The 14518-nt window shown below is 72.7% G+C and carries 13 protein-coding genes; 5 read left to right on the forward strand and 8 right to left on the reverse strand.

Annotated features, from left to right (window positions below):
• Positions 1 to 142: 142 nt before the first annotated feature.
• Complete coding sequence (gene wecB / locus AC0I8G_RS06670) at positions 143 to 1324, forward strand: non-hydrolyzing UDP-N-acetylglucosamine 2-epimerase (protein WP_471729240.1); 1182 nt, start codon at positions 143 to 145, stop codon at positions 1322 to 1324.
• On the opposite strand, the gene AC0I8G_RS06675 is transcribed toward wecB, so the two are convergent.
• Genes AC0I8G_RS06675 through AC0I8G_RS06690 form a run of 4 tightly spaced genes read right to left on the reverse strand, consistent with a single transcriptional unit; the run spans position 1302 to position 3386 of the window.
• Entirely contained in the window at positions 1302 to 1610 is a 309-nt protein-coding gene (locus AC0I8G_RS06675; RefSeq protein WP_471729241.1) for a Smr/MutS family protein, read from the reverse strand. The two genes, wecB and AC0I8G_RS06675, sit on opposite strands and share 23 nt — an antisense overlap.
• Before the next feature lie 17 nt (positions 1611 to 1627).
• Positions 1628 to 2116, reverse strand: a complete 489-nt coding sequence (locus AC0I8G_RS06680; RefSeq protein ID WP_471729242.1) for an AAA family ATPase — start codon at positions 2114 to 2116, stop codon at positions 1628 to 1630.
• A 3-nt stretch (positions 2117 to 2119) separates the two neighbouring features.
• Positions 2120 to 2479, reverse strand: coding sequence for a hypothetical protein (locus tag AC0I8G_RS06685; RefSeq protein WP_471729243.1), 360 nt, complete (start codon positions 2477 to 2479; stop codon positions 2120 to 2122).
• A 37-nt stretch (positions 2480 to 2516) separates the two neighbouring features.
• Positions 2517 to 3386, reverse strand: coding sequence for an ABC transporter substrate-binding protein (locus AC0I8G_RS06690; RefSeq protein ID WP_471729244.1), 870 nt, complete (start codon positions 3384 to 3386; stop codon positions 2517 to 2519).
• 191 nt (positions 3387 to 3577) lie between these two features.
• Between AC0I8G_RS06690 and AC0I8G_RS06695 the strand changes: the two genes are divergently transcribed.
• Positions 3578 to 5182, forward strand: coding sequence for a methyl-accepting chemotaxis protein (locus AC0I8G_RS06695; protein ID WP_471729245.1), 1605 nt, complete (start codon positions 3578 to 3580; stop codon positions 5180 to 5182).
• A gap of 27 nt (positions 5183 to 5209) precedes the next feature.
• Here AC0I8G_RS06695 and AC0I8G_RS06700 read toward each other — a convergent pair whose 3' ends face one another.
• Positions 5210 to 6556, reverse strand: coding sequence for a protoporphyrinogen/coproporphyrinogen oxidase (locus AC0I8G_RS06700; protein ID WP_471729246.1), 1347 nt, complete (start codon positions 6554 to 6556; stop codon positions 5210 to 5212).
• Positions 6557 to 6905: 349 nt separating this feature from the next.
• Positions 6906 to 9803: an excinuclease ABC subunit UvrA gene (uvrA, locus tag AC0I8G_RS06705; protein ID WP_471729407.1), complete on the reverse strand. Its 2898-nt coding sequence runs from the start codon at positions 9801 to 9803 to the stop codon at positions 6906 to 6908.
• A 223-nt stretch (positions 9804 to 10026) separates the two neighbouring features.
• Here uvrA and AC0I8G_RS06710 point away from each other — a divergent pair, with 223 nt between their 5' ends.
• Positions 10027 to 10599, forward strand: a complete 573-nt coding sequence (locus AC0I8G_RS06710) for a MarR family winged helix-turn-helix transcriptional regulator (protein WP_471729247.1) — start codon at positions 10027 to 10029, stop codon at positions 10597 to 10599.
• A 37-nt stretch (positions 10600 to 10636) separates the two neighbouring features.
• Positions 10637 to 11005, forward strand: a complete 369-nt coding sequence (locus AC0I8G_RS06715) for a DNA polymerase ligase N-terminal domain-containing protein (RefSeq protein WP_471729248.1) — start codon at positions 10637 to 10639, stop codon at positions 11003 to 11005.
• Here the strand turns inward: AC0I8G_RS06715 and uvrB are convergent.
• A complete protein-coding gene (gene uvrB / locus AC0I8G_RS06720) occupies positions 10993 to 13122 on the reverse strand; it encodes an excinuclease ABC subunit UvrB (RefSeq protein WP_471729249.1) in 2130 nt (709 codons plus the stop codon). The genes AC0I8G_RS06715 and uvrB overlap by 13 nt on opposite strands.
• Positions 13123 to 13159: 37 nt before the next feature.
• On the reverse strand, positions 13160 to 14311 hold the full coding sequence (gene coaE, locus AC0I8G_RS06725) for a dephospho-CoA kinase (RefSeq protein WP_471729250.1): 1152 nt from the start codon (positions 14309 to 14311) through the stop codon (positions 13160 to 13162).
• Positions 14312 to 14365: 54 nt separating this feature from the next.
• On the opposite strand from coaE, the gene AC0I8G_RS06730 reads away from it, so the two are divergent.
• Entirely contained in the window at positions 14366 to 14512 is a 147-nt protein-coding gene (locus AC0I8G_RS06730) for a hypothetical protein (RefSeq protein ID WP_471729251.1), read from the forward strand.
• Positions 14513 to 14518: the final 6 nt, after the last annotated feature.

Genomic DNA, 14518 nt, shown 5'->3' on the forward strand with positions numbered 1-14518 from the left:
CGTGGTCCTTCGTGGTCTCTCACGCACGCTTCGTTCCTGACCGAACACGTTCTGCGACAACGGGTGCGCAGTTGGTGTGAACTCTCACCGGATCGCGGTGGAAGCACCTCGCCGGGGGTGTCCACCGGCCTACCGTCCGTACGTGGCCACCCCGACGATGAGCTCCGCCGACCTCCCCGTGCCCGAGCGTCCGCGGGGCCTGCGGCGACCGCTCGGGTTCCCCGTCGGCGAGGACGCTCCCGGCCCGGTCGCCGTCGTGCTCGGCACCCGCCCGGAGGCCATCAAGCTCGCGGACGTGGTGCGCCGGCTCGGCGGGGCCGGACTGCTCGTGCACACCGGCCAGCACGACGACGCCCCGATGTGGTCCGACGTCACGGCCCAGCTCGGCTTCGCCACCACCCCGCTCGGTCTGGGCGTGGGCGGGACCTCGCGCGGTCACCAGCTGGGGGCGGCGGTGGCCGCGCTCGACGCCACCTTCGCGCGGCACCGGCCCTCCTGCGTCGTCGTGCAGGGCGACACGACGGCCGCCCTGGCGGGCGCGCTGGCCGCGAACGCCGCCGACCTGCCGCTCGTGCACGTCGAGGCCGGTCTGCGCAGCTTCGACCGGCGGACGCCCGAGGAGCACCACCGCGTCACCATCGACCACCTGGCCGACCTCTGCTGCGCCCCGACCCCGACCGCCGTCGCCCACCTGCGCGCCGAGGGGATCTCCGACGAACGGATCCTGCTGACCGGGAACACCGTGGTGGAGTCCGTCCAGCAGCTGCTGCCGGCGCGGGAGGAGCAGGACCGGATCCTCGCCGGCCTCGGGATCCACGGCGACCACCTCCTCCTGACGCTCCACCAGCCGGAGAACGTCGACAACCCGGCCGTCCTGCGTCAGGTGCTCGCCGAACTGCGCGGCGTCGTCGACGGGGGCCTGCAGGTCGTCTTCCCGGCCCACCCGCGGACGCTGGACCGCCTGCGCGGCAACGGTCTCGGTGACCTCCTCGACGCCTTCACGACCATCGCACCGCAGCCGCCGGCGGAGTTCCTGGCGCTGCTGGACCGGGCCCGCCTCGTGGTCTCCGACTCCGGCGGCGTGCAGGAGGAGGTCAGCGTCCTCAAGAAGCGGCTGCTCGTGCTGCGCCGCTCCACCGAACGCCCGGAGGTGCTGGGGACCTTCGCCACGCTGGTCCCGGGTGGGTTGCGCCTGGGCGCCGCGGTGCGTTCCGCGCTGGCCGAGGACCCGCGCGCGCTGCTGGACGTTCCCTCGCCCTACGGCGACGGGTCGGCCAGCCGGGTCATCGTCGAGTCGATCGTCAAGCTGGTCGCTCCGTACTGACGGGACGACTGACCCGACGACTGACCGGACGACCGACCGCGCGCTCGAAGCGCACCAGGACCCGACCCGGGTTGTGCGGATCGGGCGCGGCGCCCGCGTGCAACCGGCGGACGTGGGGCTGGCGCAGGAACGTCAGCACCCGCTCGCACAGCTGCCCGGACCCCTTGCCGCACACGATCTCCGCCTGCGGTTCACCGCTCGCGGCGGCCCGCAGCAGGAACGTGCGCAGGGCGTTGTCGATGTCGCGGCCGCTGCGGAAGACGGGGTGCAGGTCGAGGGAGAGCACCCCACCAGGATGAGGCCTCAGCCGGCGTGGCGGAGGATCTCCTCGACGACCCGCGACAACGGGGCCGTGGCGTCGATCCGGACGGCGTCGCGCGGCAGGTCCTCCCCGGTGGCGTGCACCCGCAGGACGAGGTCGCGCTCCTCGGGCCGCCCGCCGAACTCGTCGTCGCCGCGCGCGGCGAGGCGGGCGATCAGGGTCGCGCGGTCGAGGTCGAGCACGACGACGGCGTCGAAGAGGTCGAGGAACGCCGCGTGGTTGCGCGAGCCCCCGCAGAAGAAGGTGGCCGGGGTGCTCCGGTCCGCGACCAGCGCGCGGACCGCGTCCACCCGCCACAGGTGGTGGTCGTGGGTGCGACCGGTCGTGGGCTCACCGGTTACCGGGTCCCCCTGGTACGCGAGTTCGGTGTCGCCGTTGACGGCGTGGTGACCGCGCCGCTGCAACTCCCGGCAGACCGAGGTCTTGCCGCTGCCGGAGACCCCTTCGACGAGGACGTTGCGAACACCCACCGCTCAGTGCTCACCCGGGAGCGACATCAACCCCGAGCGGGCGACCCAGCCGCGGACGGGACGGGTGAGGAGCAGGACCGCGACGGCGGCGTTCAGCACGACGGCGGCCAGGGCCGCGACGCCGAACCCCACCACCACGAGCGAGGCGACCCCCAGGGCACCGGCGAGGACGGAGAGGGCGAGGAGCACGACCCAGGCCAGACCGCTGCTGCGCCGGATGCGGTGCAGCAGCCACAGGTCCAGCGCGAACCAGACCAGGGCGAGGACCCCGCGGCCCGGGAGACCCAGGTAGAGGACCTCGCAGACCAGGACGGCCAGGAGCCGGTGCCCCACCGGATGGGTGCGCCACCACGTCGTGTTCACGACCCCAGCCTAGGCCTCGCCCCCGCAGCCCCGGACCTCAGGCGCCGCCGTTGATCGCGGTGGTGCGCAGGGCGGCGGCCTCGACGCCGTGGGCCTTGAGGATCTCGTCGTAGCGGCCGGCGGCGATGGACTGCTGGAGGGCGACCTGGACGGCGTCGCGCAGGTCGCTGCGGTCCTTGGCGAACCCCAGGCCGTAGGGCGCGGCCTGCAGCGGGTCCCCGGCGAGGGAGAGCGCGCCGCTCGAGGTGGCGACGAGGTCGGCGGCCGAGGGGTAGTCCTCGACGCCGAAGTCGGCGGCACCCGCCGCGACCCGGTCCGCGCTCTTGCCGTTGGGGACGTCGACGATCGCGACGGCGGGTCGCCCGGCGGCGGTGCAGAGCGCGGACTGCGCGGCGACGAGGTCGCCGTTGGTCGTGCCGGAGTTGACGGCCGCGGTGTGCCCGCACCACGTGTCGGGCGCGGCCAGGCCGAGGGGGTTCCCGGCCGCGGCGATGGCCTGGCTGCCGGCGATGAAGTAGTCGACGAAGTCGACCTTCTCCTGGCGGGCGGCTCGGTCGGTCATCGAGGAGACGACGAGGTCGGCCCGGTGCGCGCCGACGGTGTCGATGAGGTCGTCGAAGCCGGTCTGGACGAAGGTCACCTTCAGGCCCATCCGCTGGGCCAGGTCGGTGACCACGTCGATGTCGGCACCGGTGAACGCGGTGCCGTTCATCGACTCCATCGGGGCGTAGGTGGCGTCGGTGGCCACCGTGAGGGTCCCGGGCGTGAGCAGGGGGAGGTCGACCGCGACCTTCGAGGCGGGGGCGGTGGCGGAGGCGTCTCCCCCGCAGCCGGCCAGGACCGGCAGGGTCGCCGCGAGGACGAGCGTGGCGGTGAGCGCCCGGGATCGGGACAGCGGTGCGGGCACGGTGGCTCCTCGGACTCCGGCGACGAAGGGGCCCGGTGGGGCCCCCGCTGTGTCCATCGGCAGCTGGGGCGGTGGGCCCGTTCACCCGTTCGGGTGTCGCTTCCTCGGCGCAAGTGGTTCAGTCACCGTGACGGGACGCCGATGCCGAACCTCGTGGGGTCTGGTCCCCACCGACCGGTCAGGAGCCCCGCATGTCCAGCACGACCGCCGCCCCCCGCCGTTCGACGAGTCTCGCCACCCGGGTCGCGCTGCTCGCGGTCACCGGCCTGGTGGGTGTCGCTGCCGTGGGCACCATCGGCCTCGTCGGTTCCGCGAGCCAGGACACCGCCCGGACCACGCTGGTGCGTGCGGAGCGGGCCGCCACCCTGGCCGAGACGGTCGACGCGCAGCAGGCCGCCCTGCGCGCGGACGTCCTGGTGTCGGTGGTGGCCGCGAACGCCGCCGACCGGCAGGCCGCGATGTCCGCGCTGGGCGACGACGCCGTCGCGCTCCGATCGGCGTTGCGCGAGCTGGCCGCGGCGGGCAACCCGCAGACGCGCGCGGCCGCCGAACAGCTGCTGACCCAGTCCGAGCAGCTCATCACGCTGGGGCAGCGGGTGGTCTCGCTCGCCAACCACGACGTCACCGACCCGGGTCAGGTCGCGGCCCGCGAAGCCGTGCCGGCGTTCACCGCGCAGGCCACGACGGTCGCCGCGGCGCTGCCGCAGGTCCGTGAGCAGGCGTCCACCGCCCGCGCCGGGGCCATCACCGCGGCGGACGGTGCCCGGCGCAAGGCGCAGCTGCTGACGCTGGCCACGGCCGCCGTCGTCGCCGCTCTGCTGGCGGCCGTCGCGCTGACGGTGGTGACGTCGTTGCGCCGGCGGTTGCGCGCGACGGTCACGGTGCTGGAGGCGCTGGCCGACGGACGCCTGGACCAGCGCGGCGAGGTGGGTCGTCACGACGAGATCGGGCGGATGACCCTGGCGTTGAACACCGCCCTGGACCGGATGTCGGGCCTGCTGTCCCAGGTCGCGCGCTCCAGCGACGAGCTGACGGCGTCCGCGGCGGACCTGACCGGCGTCTCCGGTGACCTGCGCGACCGGGCCGCGGGGTCCGCGTCCCAGGCCGACGCGGGTTCGGCGGCGTCGGAGGAGATCTCGGTGACGATCCGTTCCGTCGCCGACTCCAGCGCGGAGATGGAACAGGCCATCGCCCAGATCGCGGCGGCGACCACCGAGGCCAGCCAGGTCGCCCACGACGCCGTCGCGGCGTCCGGGGACGCGGCCCGCACGGTCCAGGGCCTGGCCCGGTCGTCGGCGGAGATCGGCGACATCGTGAAGGTCATCACCTCCATCGCCGAGCAGACGAACCTGCTGGCCCTGAACGCGACCATCGAGGCCGCTCGCGCCGGTGAGTACGGCAAGGGGTTCGCCGTCGTCGCCAGCGAGGTGAAGGAGCTCGCCACCGAGTCGGCGCGCACGTCGGAGACGATCGTCGCGAAGATCGCTGCGGCGCAGCAGGACGCGGCCGCGGCCAGCGTCGCGATCGGGCGCATCGACGAGGTCGTGGAACGCATCAGCGCGATCCAGTCGACGATCGCGAGCGCCGTGGAGGAGCAGACCGCGACGACGCGGGAGATGGTCCGCAACGTCGAGGAGATCGCGGCGGGGTCCAGCGACGTCACCCGGTCCATCACGGGGATGGCGCAGGACGTGAACCGCACGACGGGTGACGCCCAGCGCACGGCGGACGCGGCCGAGCAGGTCGCGCGCTCGGCCGCCCGCCTCGACGAGGCGGTCCGCAGCTTCCAGGTCTGAGCCCCCGGCCGCTGTCGCGTGGGTGCGTCAGGCGGTGAGGACGTGCGCGTCGATGCTGCGGCCCGTGAGCAGCGCGTCCTCCTGCCCGTCCCCGTCGTGGCGCCCGTGGCGCCCGACCCGGGCGAGGTTGGAGAACGCGTCGAGCTGGACGTCGAGCTGCGCGCGGGCCGCTTCGACGCCACGGGTCAGCACGGGCACGCTGCGCGGCAGGCGGAGCACGTCGTGGTCCAGGACGCGGACGCCGCGGTCCACCCCGAAGGCGGGGAGTTCCGCGATGGCGAGCTGGGCGAGCTCGTGGTCGGTCCGGGCCGACAGGTCGTCGTCGCCGGAGCTCCAGAACTCCGCGCAGAGGACGGTCCGGGGTTCGTCGCGGAACGCGGCGGGCCGCCAGACCCGGGTGTTGGTGAGGCGTCCGACGCGCAGCGACTCGTCGTAGGCGGTGACGTGGTGGCTGTCCTGGCCGACGTCCCCGTCGAGGAGCAGGTGGACGAGGTAGGTGTCGCGGCTGCGCAGCGACGGGCCGGCCGGGGCGGTGGTACCGGGGAGCCACCGCAGCAGCACGTGCGCGGGGACGCTGGAGACCACGGCGCGGGCGGCGATCGAGAACTCGGCGGAGGTGTCGCGCACCCGGACGGCGGTGACCCGGCCGTCGGTGGCGCTCAGCCCGGTCACGCTGGTGCCGAGCAGGATGCGGGCGCCGCGGGCGCGCAGCCGACGGGCCAGCTCGTCCCAGACGGCGCCGGTCCCCTCGCGCGGGGTGAGGAGTTCGACGGGTCGCTCCCCGCCGCGGCGGGTGGCCTGCAGCTCGTCGGCGAAGGCCGGGGACAGGTCGCGGGGGTGGGCCCCGAGGTGCTTGCGCGTGTAGGGGACGAGGAGTTCCTCGACGATGGCGCGGCCGTGGCTCGCGACGAGCGCCTGGTAGGCGTCGACGGGGGTGCGGGGTTCGCGGCGGTCCAGCGTCGCGGCGAGGCGGGCACCGGCGGTGCGGGCCGCGGCTCCGGCGCCGACGGTGCGCAGGACCTGCCCGGGACGGGGCGGGAGACCCACGACACGTCCGCGCCAGACGGCGGATCGCCGCGCCCGGGTGCGTTCCACCCCGCCGACGGCGCCCGCGAGGTCCAGCCACCGGGTCACCGACTCCGGGTGGGCGTCGGACCGGAAGCTGTGGGGGCCGAGGTCGAAGCGGTGGCCCCACAACTCGATCGAGCGGGACAGACCACCGACCCCGGGGGCGCCGTCGACGACGACGACCTGGGCCCCGGCGTCGAGCAGGTGCTCGGCGGCGGCCAGCCCGGCGGGACCGGCCCCGATGACGACGACCGGCTGGTCGGTGCCGGCGCGGCCGGTCACACCCTCCACGACGAGCGCGCTCACGTCGTACTCCTCTGCCCCATGTGCTTCTCCCCGAGACGATCCGTGGTCCCCGCGACGAGGGGTCCCTGGAGCACGGCCCCCCGCGGCGGTGCGGTGCTCGTGGTCACGGTGTCGTTCAACGTCCCCCCAGGTCGCTACCGCGCGGAGACCCCCCGGAATCCGCGCGTGATCACGAGGAGTGTGACAGGCGGGACGACCGTCGGGACGGCAAACCCCCGATCTGCGCGCGAGAAACACGAAGCGTTCTCGACGGTGACCGGCAGTTGCCGAAGCGGGCACCGGACCTTCACGGGGAGTAGGTGATCGGGGCCCTCAGCAGCCCCGATCACCCGTCGCCCACAGGCGGGGCTCAGCTCGCGCGGGCTCGCCGACGCGACGTCGTCGTCGCTGCCGTCGGGGTCTTGAGCACCTCGGCGAGGAACTGGCCGGTGTAGCTGTCCGGGTTCGCCGCGACGTCCTCGGGAGTGCCCTCGGCCACGACCGTGCCGCCGCCGTTGCCACCCTCGGGACCCATGTCCACCAGCCAGTCGGCGGACTTGATGACGTCGAGGTTGTGCTCGATGACCAGGACGCTGTTGCCCTTGTCGACGAGACCCTGCACGACACCGAGCAGACGGCGGATGTCCTCGAAGTGCAGACCCGTGGTGGGTTCGTCGAGGACGTAGATCGTCCGGCCGTTGGAGCGCTTCTGCAGCTCCGAGGCGAGCTTCACCCGCTGCGCCTCGCCCCCCGACAGCGTCGTCGCCGGCTGCCCGAGACGGACGTAGCCGAGACCGACCTCGGTGAGGGTCGTCATGAACCGTGAGATCGCCGGGACGGCCGCGAAGAAGTCCTTGGCCTCCTCGATGGGCATGTCGAGGACCTCGGCGATGGTCTTGCCCTTGAAGTGCACCTCGAGCGTCTCGCGGTTGTAGCGCGCACCGTGGCAGACCTCGCACGGGACGTAGACGTCGGGGAGGAAGTTCATCTCGATCTTCAGCGTCCCGTCACCGGAGCACGCCTCGCAGCGGCCGCCCTTGACGTTGAAGGAGAACCGGCCGGCCTGGTAGCCGCGCAGCTTGGCCTCCGGGGCGGAGGCGAACAGCTTGCGGATGTGGTCGAAGACACCGGTGTAGGTGGCGGGGTTCGAGCGCGGCGTGCGCCCGATCGGGCTCTGGTCGACGTGCACGACCTTGTCGAGGTGCTCGAGGCCCTTGACGGCCTTGTGCCGCCCCGGCACCCGGCGGGCACCGTTGAGCTGGTTGGCCAGGACCGTGTAGAGGATGTCGTTGACCAGTGTCGACTTCCCCGACCCCGACACCCCCGTCACGCCGACCAGGCAGCCCAGCGGGAACTCGACCGTGACGTCCTGCAGGTTGTTCTGCCGCGCCCCCGTGACCACGAGCTTGCGGGCCGGGTCGATCGGACGGCGCTGCTCGGGGACCTCGATGGCCCGGGCCCCGGAGAGGTACTGCCCGGTGAGCGAGCGCGGGTTCTCCAGCAGGCCCTTGAAGTCGCCCGAGTGCACGACCTCACCACCGCGCTCCCCCGCCCCCGGACCGAAGTCCACGATCCAGTCGGCCACCCGGACGGTGTCCTCGTCGTGCTCGACGACGATGAGGGTGTTGCCCAGGTCGCGCAGCCGGGTCAGGGTGTCGATGAGGCGGCGGTTGTCGCGCTGGTGCAGCCCGATGCTCGGCTCGTCGAGGACGTAGAGGACCCCGACGAGGCCGGAACCGATCTGCGTCGCGAGCCGGATGCGCTGGGCCTCCCCGCCGGACAGCGTGCCCGCCGGCCGGTCCAGCGAGAGGTAGTCCAGGCCGACGTCGAGGAGGAACCCCAACCGGGCCTGGATCTCCTTGAGCACCTGCGCGGCGATCCGCTTCTCCCGCGTCGAGAGCTGCAGGGCGTTGAGGAACGTCGAGCACTCGTCGAGCGGCATCGCGCAGACCTCGGAGATCGAGCGGTCGCCGACCTTCACCGCGAGGATCGAGGGCTTGAGCCGGGCCCCGTGACACACCGGGCACGGCGTCTCGCGCATGTAGCCCTCGTAGCGCTCCTTGCTCATGTCCGACTCGGTCTCGCCGTGGCGGCGCTTGATGAAGTCGACGACGCCCTCGAAGCCGGTGGAGTACGAGCGTTCGCGCCCCCAGCGGTTCTTGTAGCGGACGTGGACCTCGTGGTCCTTGCCGCGCAGCAACGCGTCCTTGGCGCGCTTGGGCAGGGCCCGCCACGGGACGTCCATCGAGAAGGCGAGGTCGGCCGCGAGCGCCGTCATGAGCCGCTGGAAGTAGTCGGCGGAACTGCTGGCCCAGGGTGCGATGGCGCCCTCGTTGAGCGAGAGGTCCTCGTCGGGGACGACGAGCTCGGGGTCGACCTCGAGCTGGGTGCCGATGCCGGTGCACTCCGGGCAGGCGCCGAAGGGTGCGTTGAAGGAGAAGCTCCGCGGTTCGATGTCGTCGATGTCCAGCGGGTGCTCGTTGGGGCAGGCCATCTTCTCGGAGAAGCGACGTTCTCCCTCGGGACCCTCGACGTCGACGAGGTCCACGACCAGCAGCCCGGCGGAGAGGACGAGGGCCGTCTCGACGGAGTCGGTGAGGCGCCGCTTCACACCGTCCTTGAGGACGAGGCGGTCGACGATGACCTCGATGGTGTGCTTGAGCTTCTTCTGCAGCTCCGGCGGGTTGTCGAGGGCCACGACCTCGCCGTCGACGCGGGCGCGGGCGAAGCCCTTGGTCTGCAGCTCGCGGAAGAGGTCGGCGTACTCGCCCTTGCGGTCGCGCACCATCGGGGCGAGGACCTGGAAGCGGGTGCCCTCGGCCATCTCCAGCAGCTGGTCGACGATCTGCTGCGGGGTCTGGCGACCGATCGGCTCCCCGCAGACGGGGCAGTGCGGCCGCCCCGCACGGGCGTAGAGCAGACGGAGGTAGTCGTAGACCTCGGTGATCGTCCCGACGGTGGAGCGGGGGTTGCGCGAGGTCGACTTCTGGTCGATCGAGACGGCCGGGGAGAGCCCCTCGATGAAGTCGACGTCGGGCTTGTCCATCTGACCCAGGAACTGGCGGGCGTAGGCCGAGAGCGACTCGACGTAGCGGCGCTGCCCCTCGGCGAAGATCGTGTCGAAGGCCAGCGAGGACTTGCCCGAACCCGAGAGGCCCGTGAAGACGACGAGGCTGTCCCGGGGCAGGTCGACGGAGACGTTCTTCAGGTTGTGCTCACGGGCGCCGCGCACGACGAGACGGTCGTTGGCCACCCGGGCGGAGGTCACCGATCGCGTCGCCGCGCTGGCGGCGGTCTTCGAGCGGGGACCCGGGGTGCGCGGACTGGAGGAGGGAGAGCGAGTGGCCACGGGGCAACCCTAGGCGTCACCTCCGACACGAGCCTCCGCGGCGTTCGGACGGTGTTCGGGGACCCCGTCGGTGACGAAGGCCCACCTCAGGGTCAGCCGTTCGGCGGACGCGGTAGTTGAAAGCACTGCATAAGCTGGGGACATGGCACCATCCGGCACGCTGATCGAGGTCCAGAGCACCACCGCGTCGCAGGACGCCGAACCGGGCCCGGTGACGGGCGAGGGCACCCGGTGGCTGGACGACGACGAGCAGGTGACCTGGCGGACCTTCCTGTCGACCATGCAGCTGTTGCTGGACCGCTTCGACCGGCAGCTGCAGCAGGACTCCGGGATCGTCCTCACGTACTACGAGATGCTGGTGCGCCTCTCGGAGGCCCCGGACCGCTCGCTGCGCATGAGCGAGCTCGCGGAGTCCTCGCTGTCCTCCCGCAGCCGCGTCTCGCACGCCGTGGCCCGGATGGAGGAACGGGGCTGGGTCCGTCGCGAAGCCTGCCCCACCGACGGCCGGGGTTACCTCGCCGTCCTCACCGACGAGGGTTTCACCGCCCTCGCCCAGGCCGCCCCGGGCCACGTGGAGACCGTGCGGCGCGACCTCTTCGACCAGCTCTCCCCCACCCAGCTCGAGCAGTTGCGCGGGATCGGCGAGACGCTGATGGCCCACCTCACCGAGACCGGCAGCGTCTCCCCCGTCCCGGGCCTGCCCGGCGCGCCCTGACCCGGCGCTCGAGGTGATGCAGGAGGTGACGCAGCGGGTGACGCAGCGCCCGGCCTTCGTCCTGCACGAGCACCGCAGGCCCCGTCCGCACCACGACCTCCGCCTGGAGGAGGACGGGGTGCTGCGCTCGTGGGCACTGCCGAAGGGGCTGCCGACGTCGCCGGCCGCCGACCGGCTGGCGATCGCCGTCCCCGACCACGACCTGGCCCACCTCACCTACACCGACGAGGACAAGGCCATCGCCGACACCGGCTGGTGGGAACTGCTGGACCGCACCGGGCGCCGCACCCTGTTCGCCCTGCACGGGCGCGCGGGGACCCGCCGGTACGCGCTGATCCGCACCGGCGGGCCGAAGCCGGAGAACCTCCTGCTGCACCTCACGAAGGACCAGGATCAGGCGCCCTGAGCCGCCTGCATCCCCCGCAGTTCCTTCTTCAGGTCCCCGACCTCGTCCCGCAGCCGGGCCGCGAGCTCGAACTGCAGTTCCGCGGCGGCACCGTGCATCTGGTCGGAGAGTTCCTGGATGAGCTGGGCGAGGTCGGCCTGGGCCATGCCCGGGCGGGGGGCCGCCGTCTCGCCCTGCGCGGCCTTCCGGCCCTTGCTCTTCGCCGGGGTCGGGGCCTTCCCCCGCGACTGCGAACGTCCGCTGCCGCCCTGGCTCGCGGCGGCGAGGAGGTCGGCGGTGTCGGCGTCCTCGCGGGCGATGAGGTCGGTGATGTCGGCGATGCGCTTGCGCAGCGGCTGCGGGTCGACCCCGCGCTCGAGGTTGTAGGCGACCTGCTTCTCGCGGCGACGGTTCGTCTCCTCGATCGCCTGCTCCATCGAGGCGGTGATGCGATCGGCGTACATGTGCACCTCGCCCGACACGTTGCGGGCGGCGCGTCCGATCGTCTGGATCAGCGAGGTGGCCGAGCGGAGGAACCCCTCCTTGTCGGCGTCGAGGATCGCCACCAGCGACACCTCGGGCAGGTCGAGGCCCTCGCGCAGCAGGTTGATCCCGACGAGGACGTCGTACTCGCCCTGACGCAGCTCCCGCAGCAGTTCCACCCGGCGCAGGGTGTCGATGTCGGAGTGCAGGTAGCGGACCCGGACGCCCTGGTCGAGGAAGTAGTCGGTGAGGTCCTCGGCCATCTTCTTCGTCAGCGTCGTCACGAGGACGCGCTCGTCCTTGTCGGTGCGCAGGCGGATCTCGTGCAGCAGGTCGTCGATCTGGCCCTTGGTGGGTTTGACCACGACCTGCGGGTCGACGAGTCCCGTCGGGCGGATGATCTGCTCGACGACGCCCTTCCCGCGGGAGAGTTCGTACTGCCCCGGGGTGGCCGAGAGGTAGACCGTCTGCCCGGTGCGCTCGAGGAACTCCTCCCAGCGCAACGGCCGGTTGTCCATGGCGCTGGGCAGGCGGAACCCGAAGTCGACGAGGGTCCGCTTGCGGGACATGTCCCCCTCGAACATCCCCCCGATCTGGGGGACGGTGACGTGCGACTCGTCGATGACGAGGAGGAAGTCCTCGGGGAAGTAGTCCAGCAGGGTGTTCGACGCCGACCCGGGGGCCCGGTTGTCGAAGTGGCGGGAGTAGTTCTCCACCCCGGAGCAGGAGCCGACCTGGCGCAGCATCTCGATGTCGTAGGTGGTGCGCATGCGCAGCCGCTGCGCCTCGAGCAGCTTGCCCTGCTGCTCGAGTTCGGCGAGGCGTTCGGTGAGTTCGGCCTCGATCGTCCCGATGGCGCGTTCCAGCCGTTCGGGGCCGGCCACGTAGTGCGAGGCCGGGAAGATGTAGACGTGCTCCTCCTCGCGCAGGACCTCCCCGGTGAGGGGGTTCAGCGTGTAGAGCTTGTCGATCTCGTCACCGAAGAACTCGATGCGGATCGCGTGCTCCTCGTACACCGGGATGATCTCCACGGTGTCCCCGCGGACGCGGAAGGTGCCACGGGTGAAGGCGAGGTCGTTGCGGGTGTACTGCTCGACGATGAACTTGCGCAGCAGGTCGTCGCGCTCGATCGTGTCACCGACCTTGAGCGGGACCATGCGGTCGACGTACTCCTGCGGGGTACCCAGCCCGTAGATGCACGACACCGAGGCCACGACGATGACGTCGCGACGGGTCAGCAGCGAGTTGGTGGCCGAGTGCCGCAGCCGTTCGACCTCGTCGTTGACCGAGGAGTCCTTCTCGATGTAGGTGTCCGACTGCGGGACGTAGGCCTCGGGCTGGTAGTAGTCGTAGTAGGAGACGAAGTACTCGACCGCGTTGTTGGGCAGAAGTTCGCGGAACTCGTTGGCCAGCTGGGCCGCGAGGGTCTTGTTCGGGGCCATCACCAGGGTGGGCCGCTGGACCTGCTCGATGAGCCACGCCGTCGTCGCCGACTTGCCGGTACCCGTCGCGCCGAGGAGCACGACGTCCTGCTCCCCCGCGTTCACCCGCTTCGCGAGCTCCGCGATGGCCGCGGGCTGGTCGCCCGAGGGGGAGAACTCGGAGACCACCTCGAAGGGCGCCACCCGGCGCTCGATGTCTGTCGTCGGCCGCATGGGGGGAAGCCTAGGCGGGACCTCCGACACGAGCCCCTCAGCGCTGCGCGAGCACCTCGTCCACGAAGGCGGACTTGCCCGCGGCGTAGGCCTCGGTGTCGTCGGTGGACGCCGCGAGGGCCCGCTTGAGCGCGACGTAGCGCTCGCGCAACCCGGCGTCGGCCCGGAGCGCGTCCCGGAAGGCCAGCACGTGCGCGACGGCGGGCGAGGAGACCGGCCGGACGTGGCAGTTGACGGCCCGGCCGGGATCGGCGTTGGAGGCCAGGGCCTTGTCCACCTCGCCCCCGCCGGGCAACCGGTCCCACCAGCGCCCCGGCTCGCGGACCAGCCCGACGGCGAGCAGGTCCTCGGCCACCGCGGCCGCCGTCTCGAGGTCGGCCACCACGACCTGCACGTCGATCACGTCCTTGGCCACCAGCCCGGGGACGGCGGTGGAGCCGGTGTGCTGCACGTCGAGGGCCCGCGCGCCCGCCACCCGGGACACCCGGGCGCAGGTACGCGCACCGGCGGCCGCCCAGCCCGGGTCGGGGTCCACCAGCGCCACCGGCCCGCGGGCGGCGGACCGGCGGGCACGGAGGCCGGCCTCGAAGGGGAGCAGCCGCTCCCGCCAGAGGGTCTCGACGAGCCCCGCGAGGGGGTCCGGCGCTCCCGCTGGGCGGCGCGGGTTCGCCAGCAGGACGTCGGCGACCGCCCGGCGTTCGTCGTCGCCGGCCTGGGCCGCGAGCCGCGCGCGGGCGTCCTCCGGACTCATCCCGCGGTCCTCGACGAGCCGGCGCAGCCGCTCCGGCTCCGGCGCCTCGACGACGACGACTAGCGGGAAGCCCGCCGCCGCCCCGGTCTCCACGAGGAGCGGGACGTCCTCGACGACGATCGCGTCGGGCGGCGCGGCGGCGGCCAGCTCGGCCCGCCGGGCCGCGACCAACGGGTGCACGATGCCGTTCAGCACCGTCCGGGCCTGCGCGTCCTGGAACACGATGCGCCCCAACGACGGACGGTCGAGGTCACCCTCCGCCCCCAGGACCCCGGTCCCGAAGTGCTCGACGATCGAGGCCAGACCCGGTGTCCCGGGGGCGACGATCTCCCGGGCCAGCAGGTCGGCGTCGACGATGACGGCACCCAGGGCCGCCAGCGACCGCGACACGGTCGACTTCCCCGCCCCGATGCCCCCGGTGAGGCCCACTCTCAGCACGGTCGGACCCTAACGGATCACCTAGTCTGGAACCCCCGAGTGCCGGAGGAAGCGATGAGCGGACAGCCCGAGCGCCTCTGCGTCTGCGGGCACCCCGCGGTCCACCACCAGCACTACCGGCGCGGGAGCGACTGCAGCGAGTGCGACTGCCCGCGCTACCGGCGCCGGGACAGCCTGTGGCGCCGGCTGTCGCGCCGCTGATCCTGC

The sequence above is a fragment of the Kineococcus sp. AC630 genome, assembly GCF_979255925.1.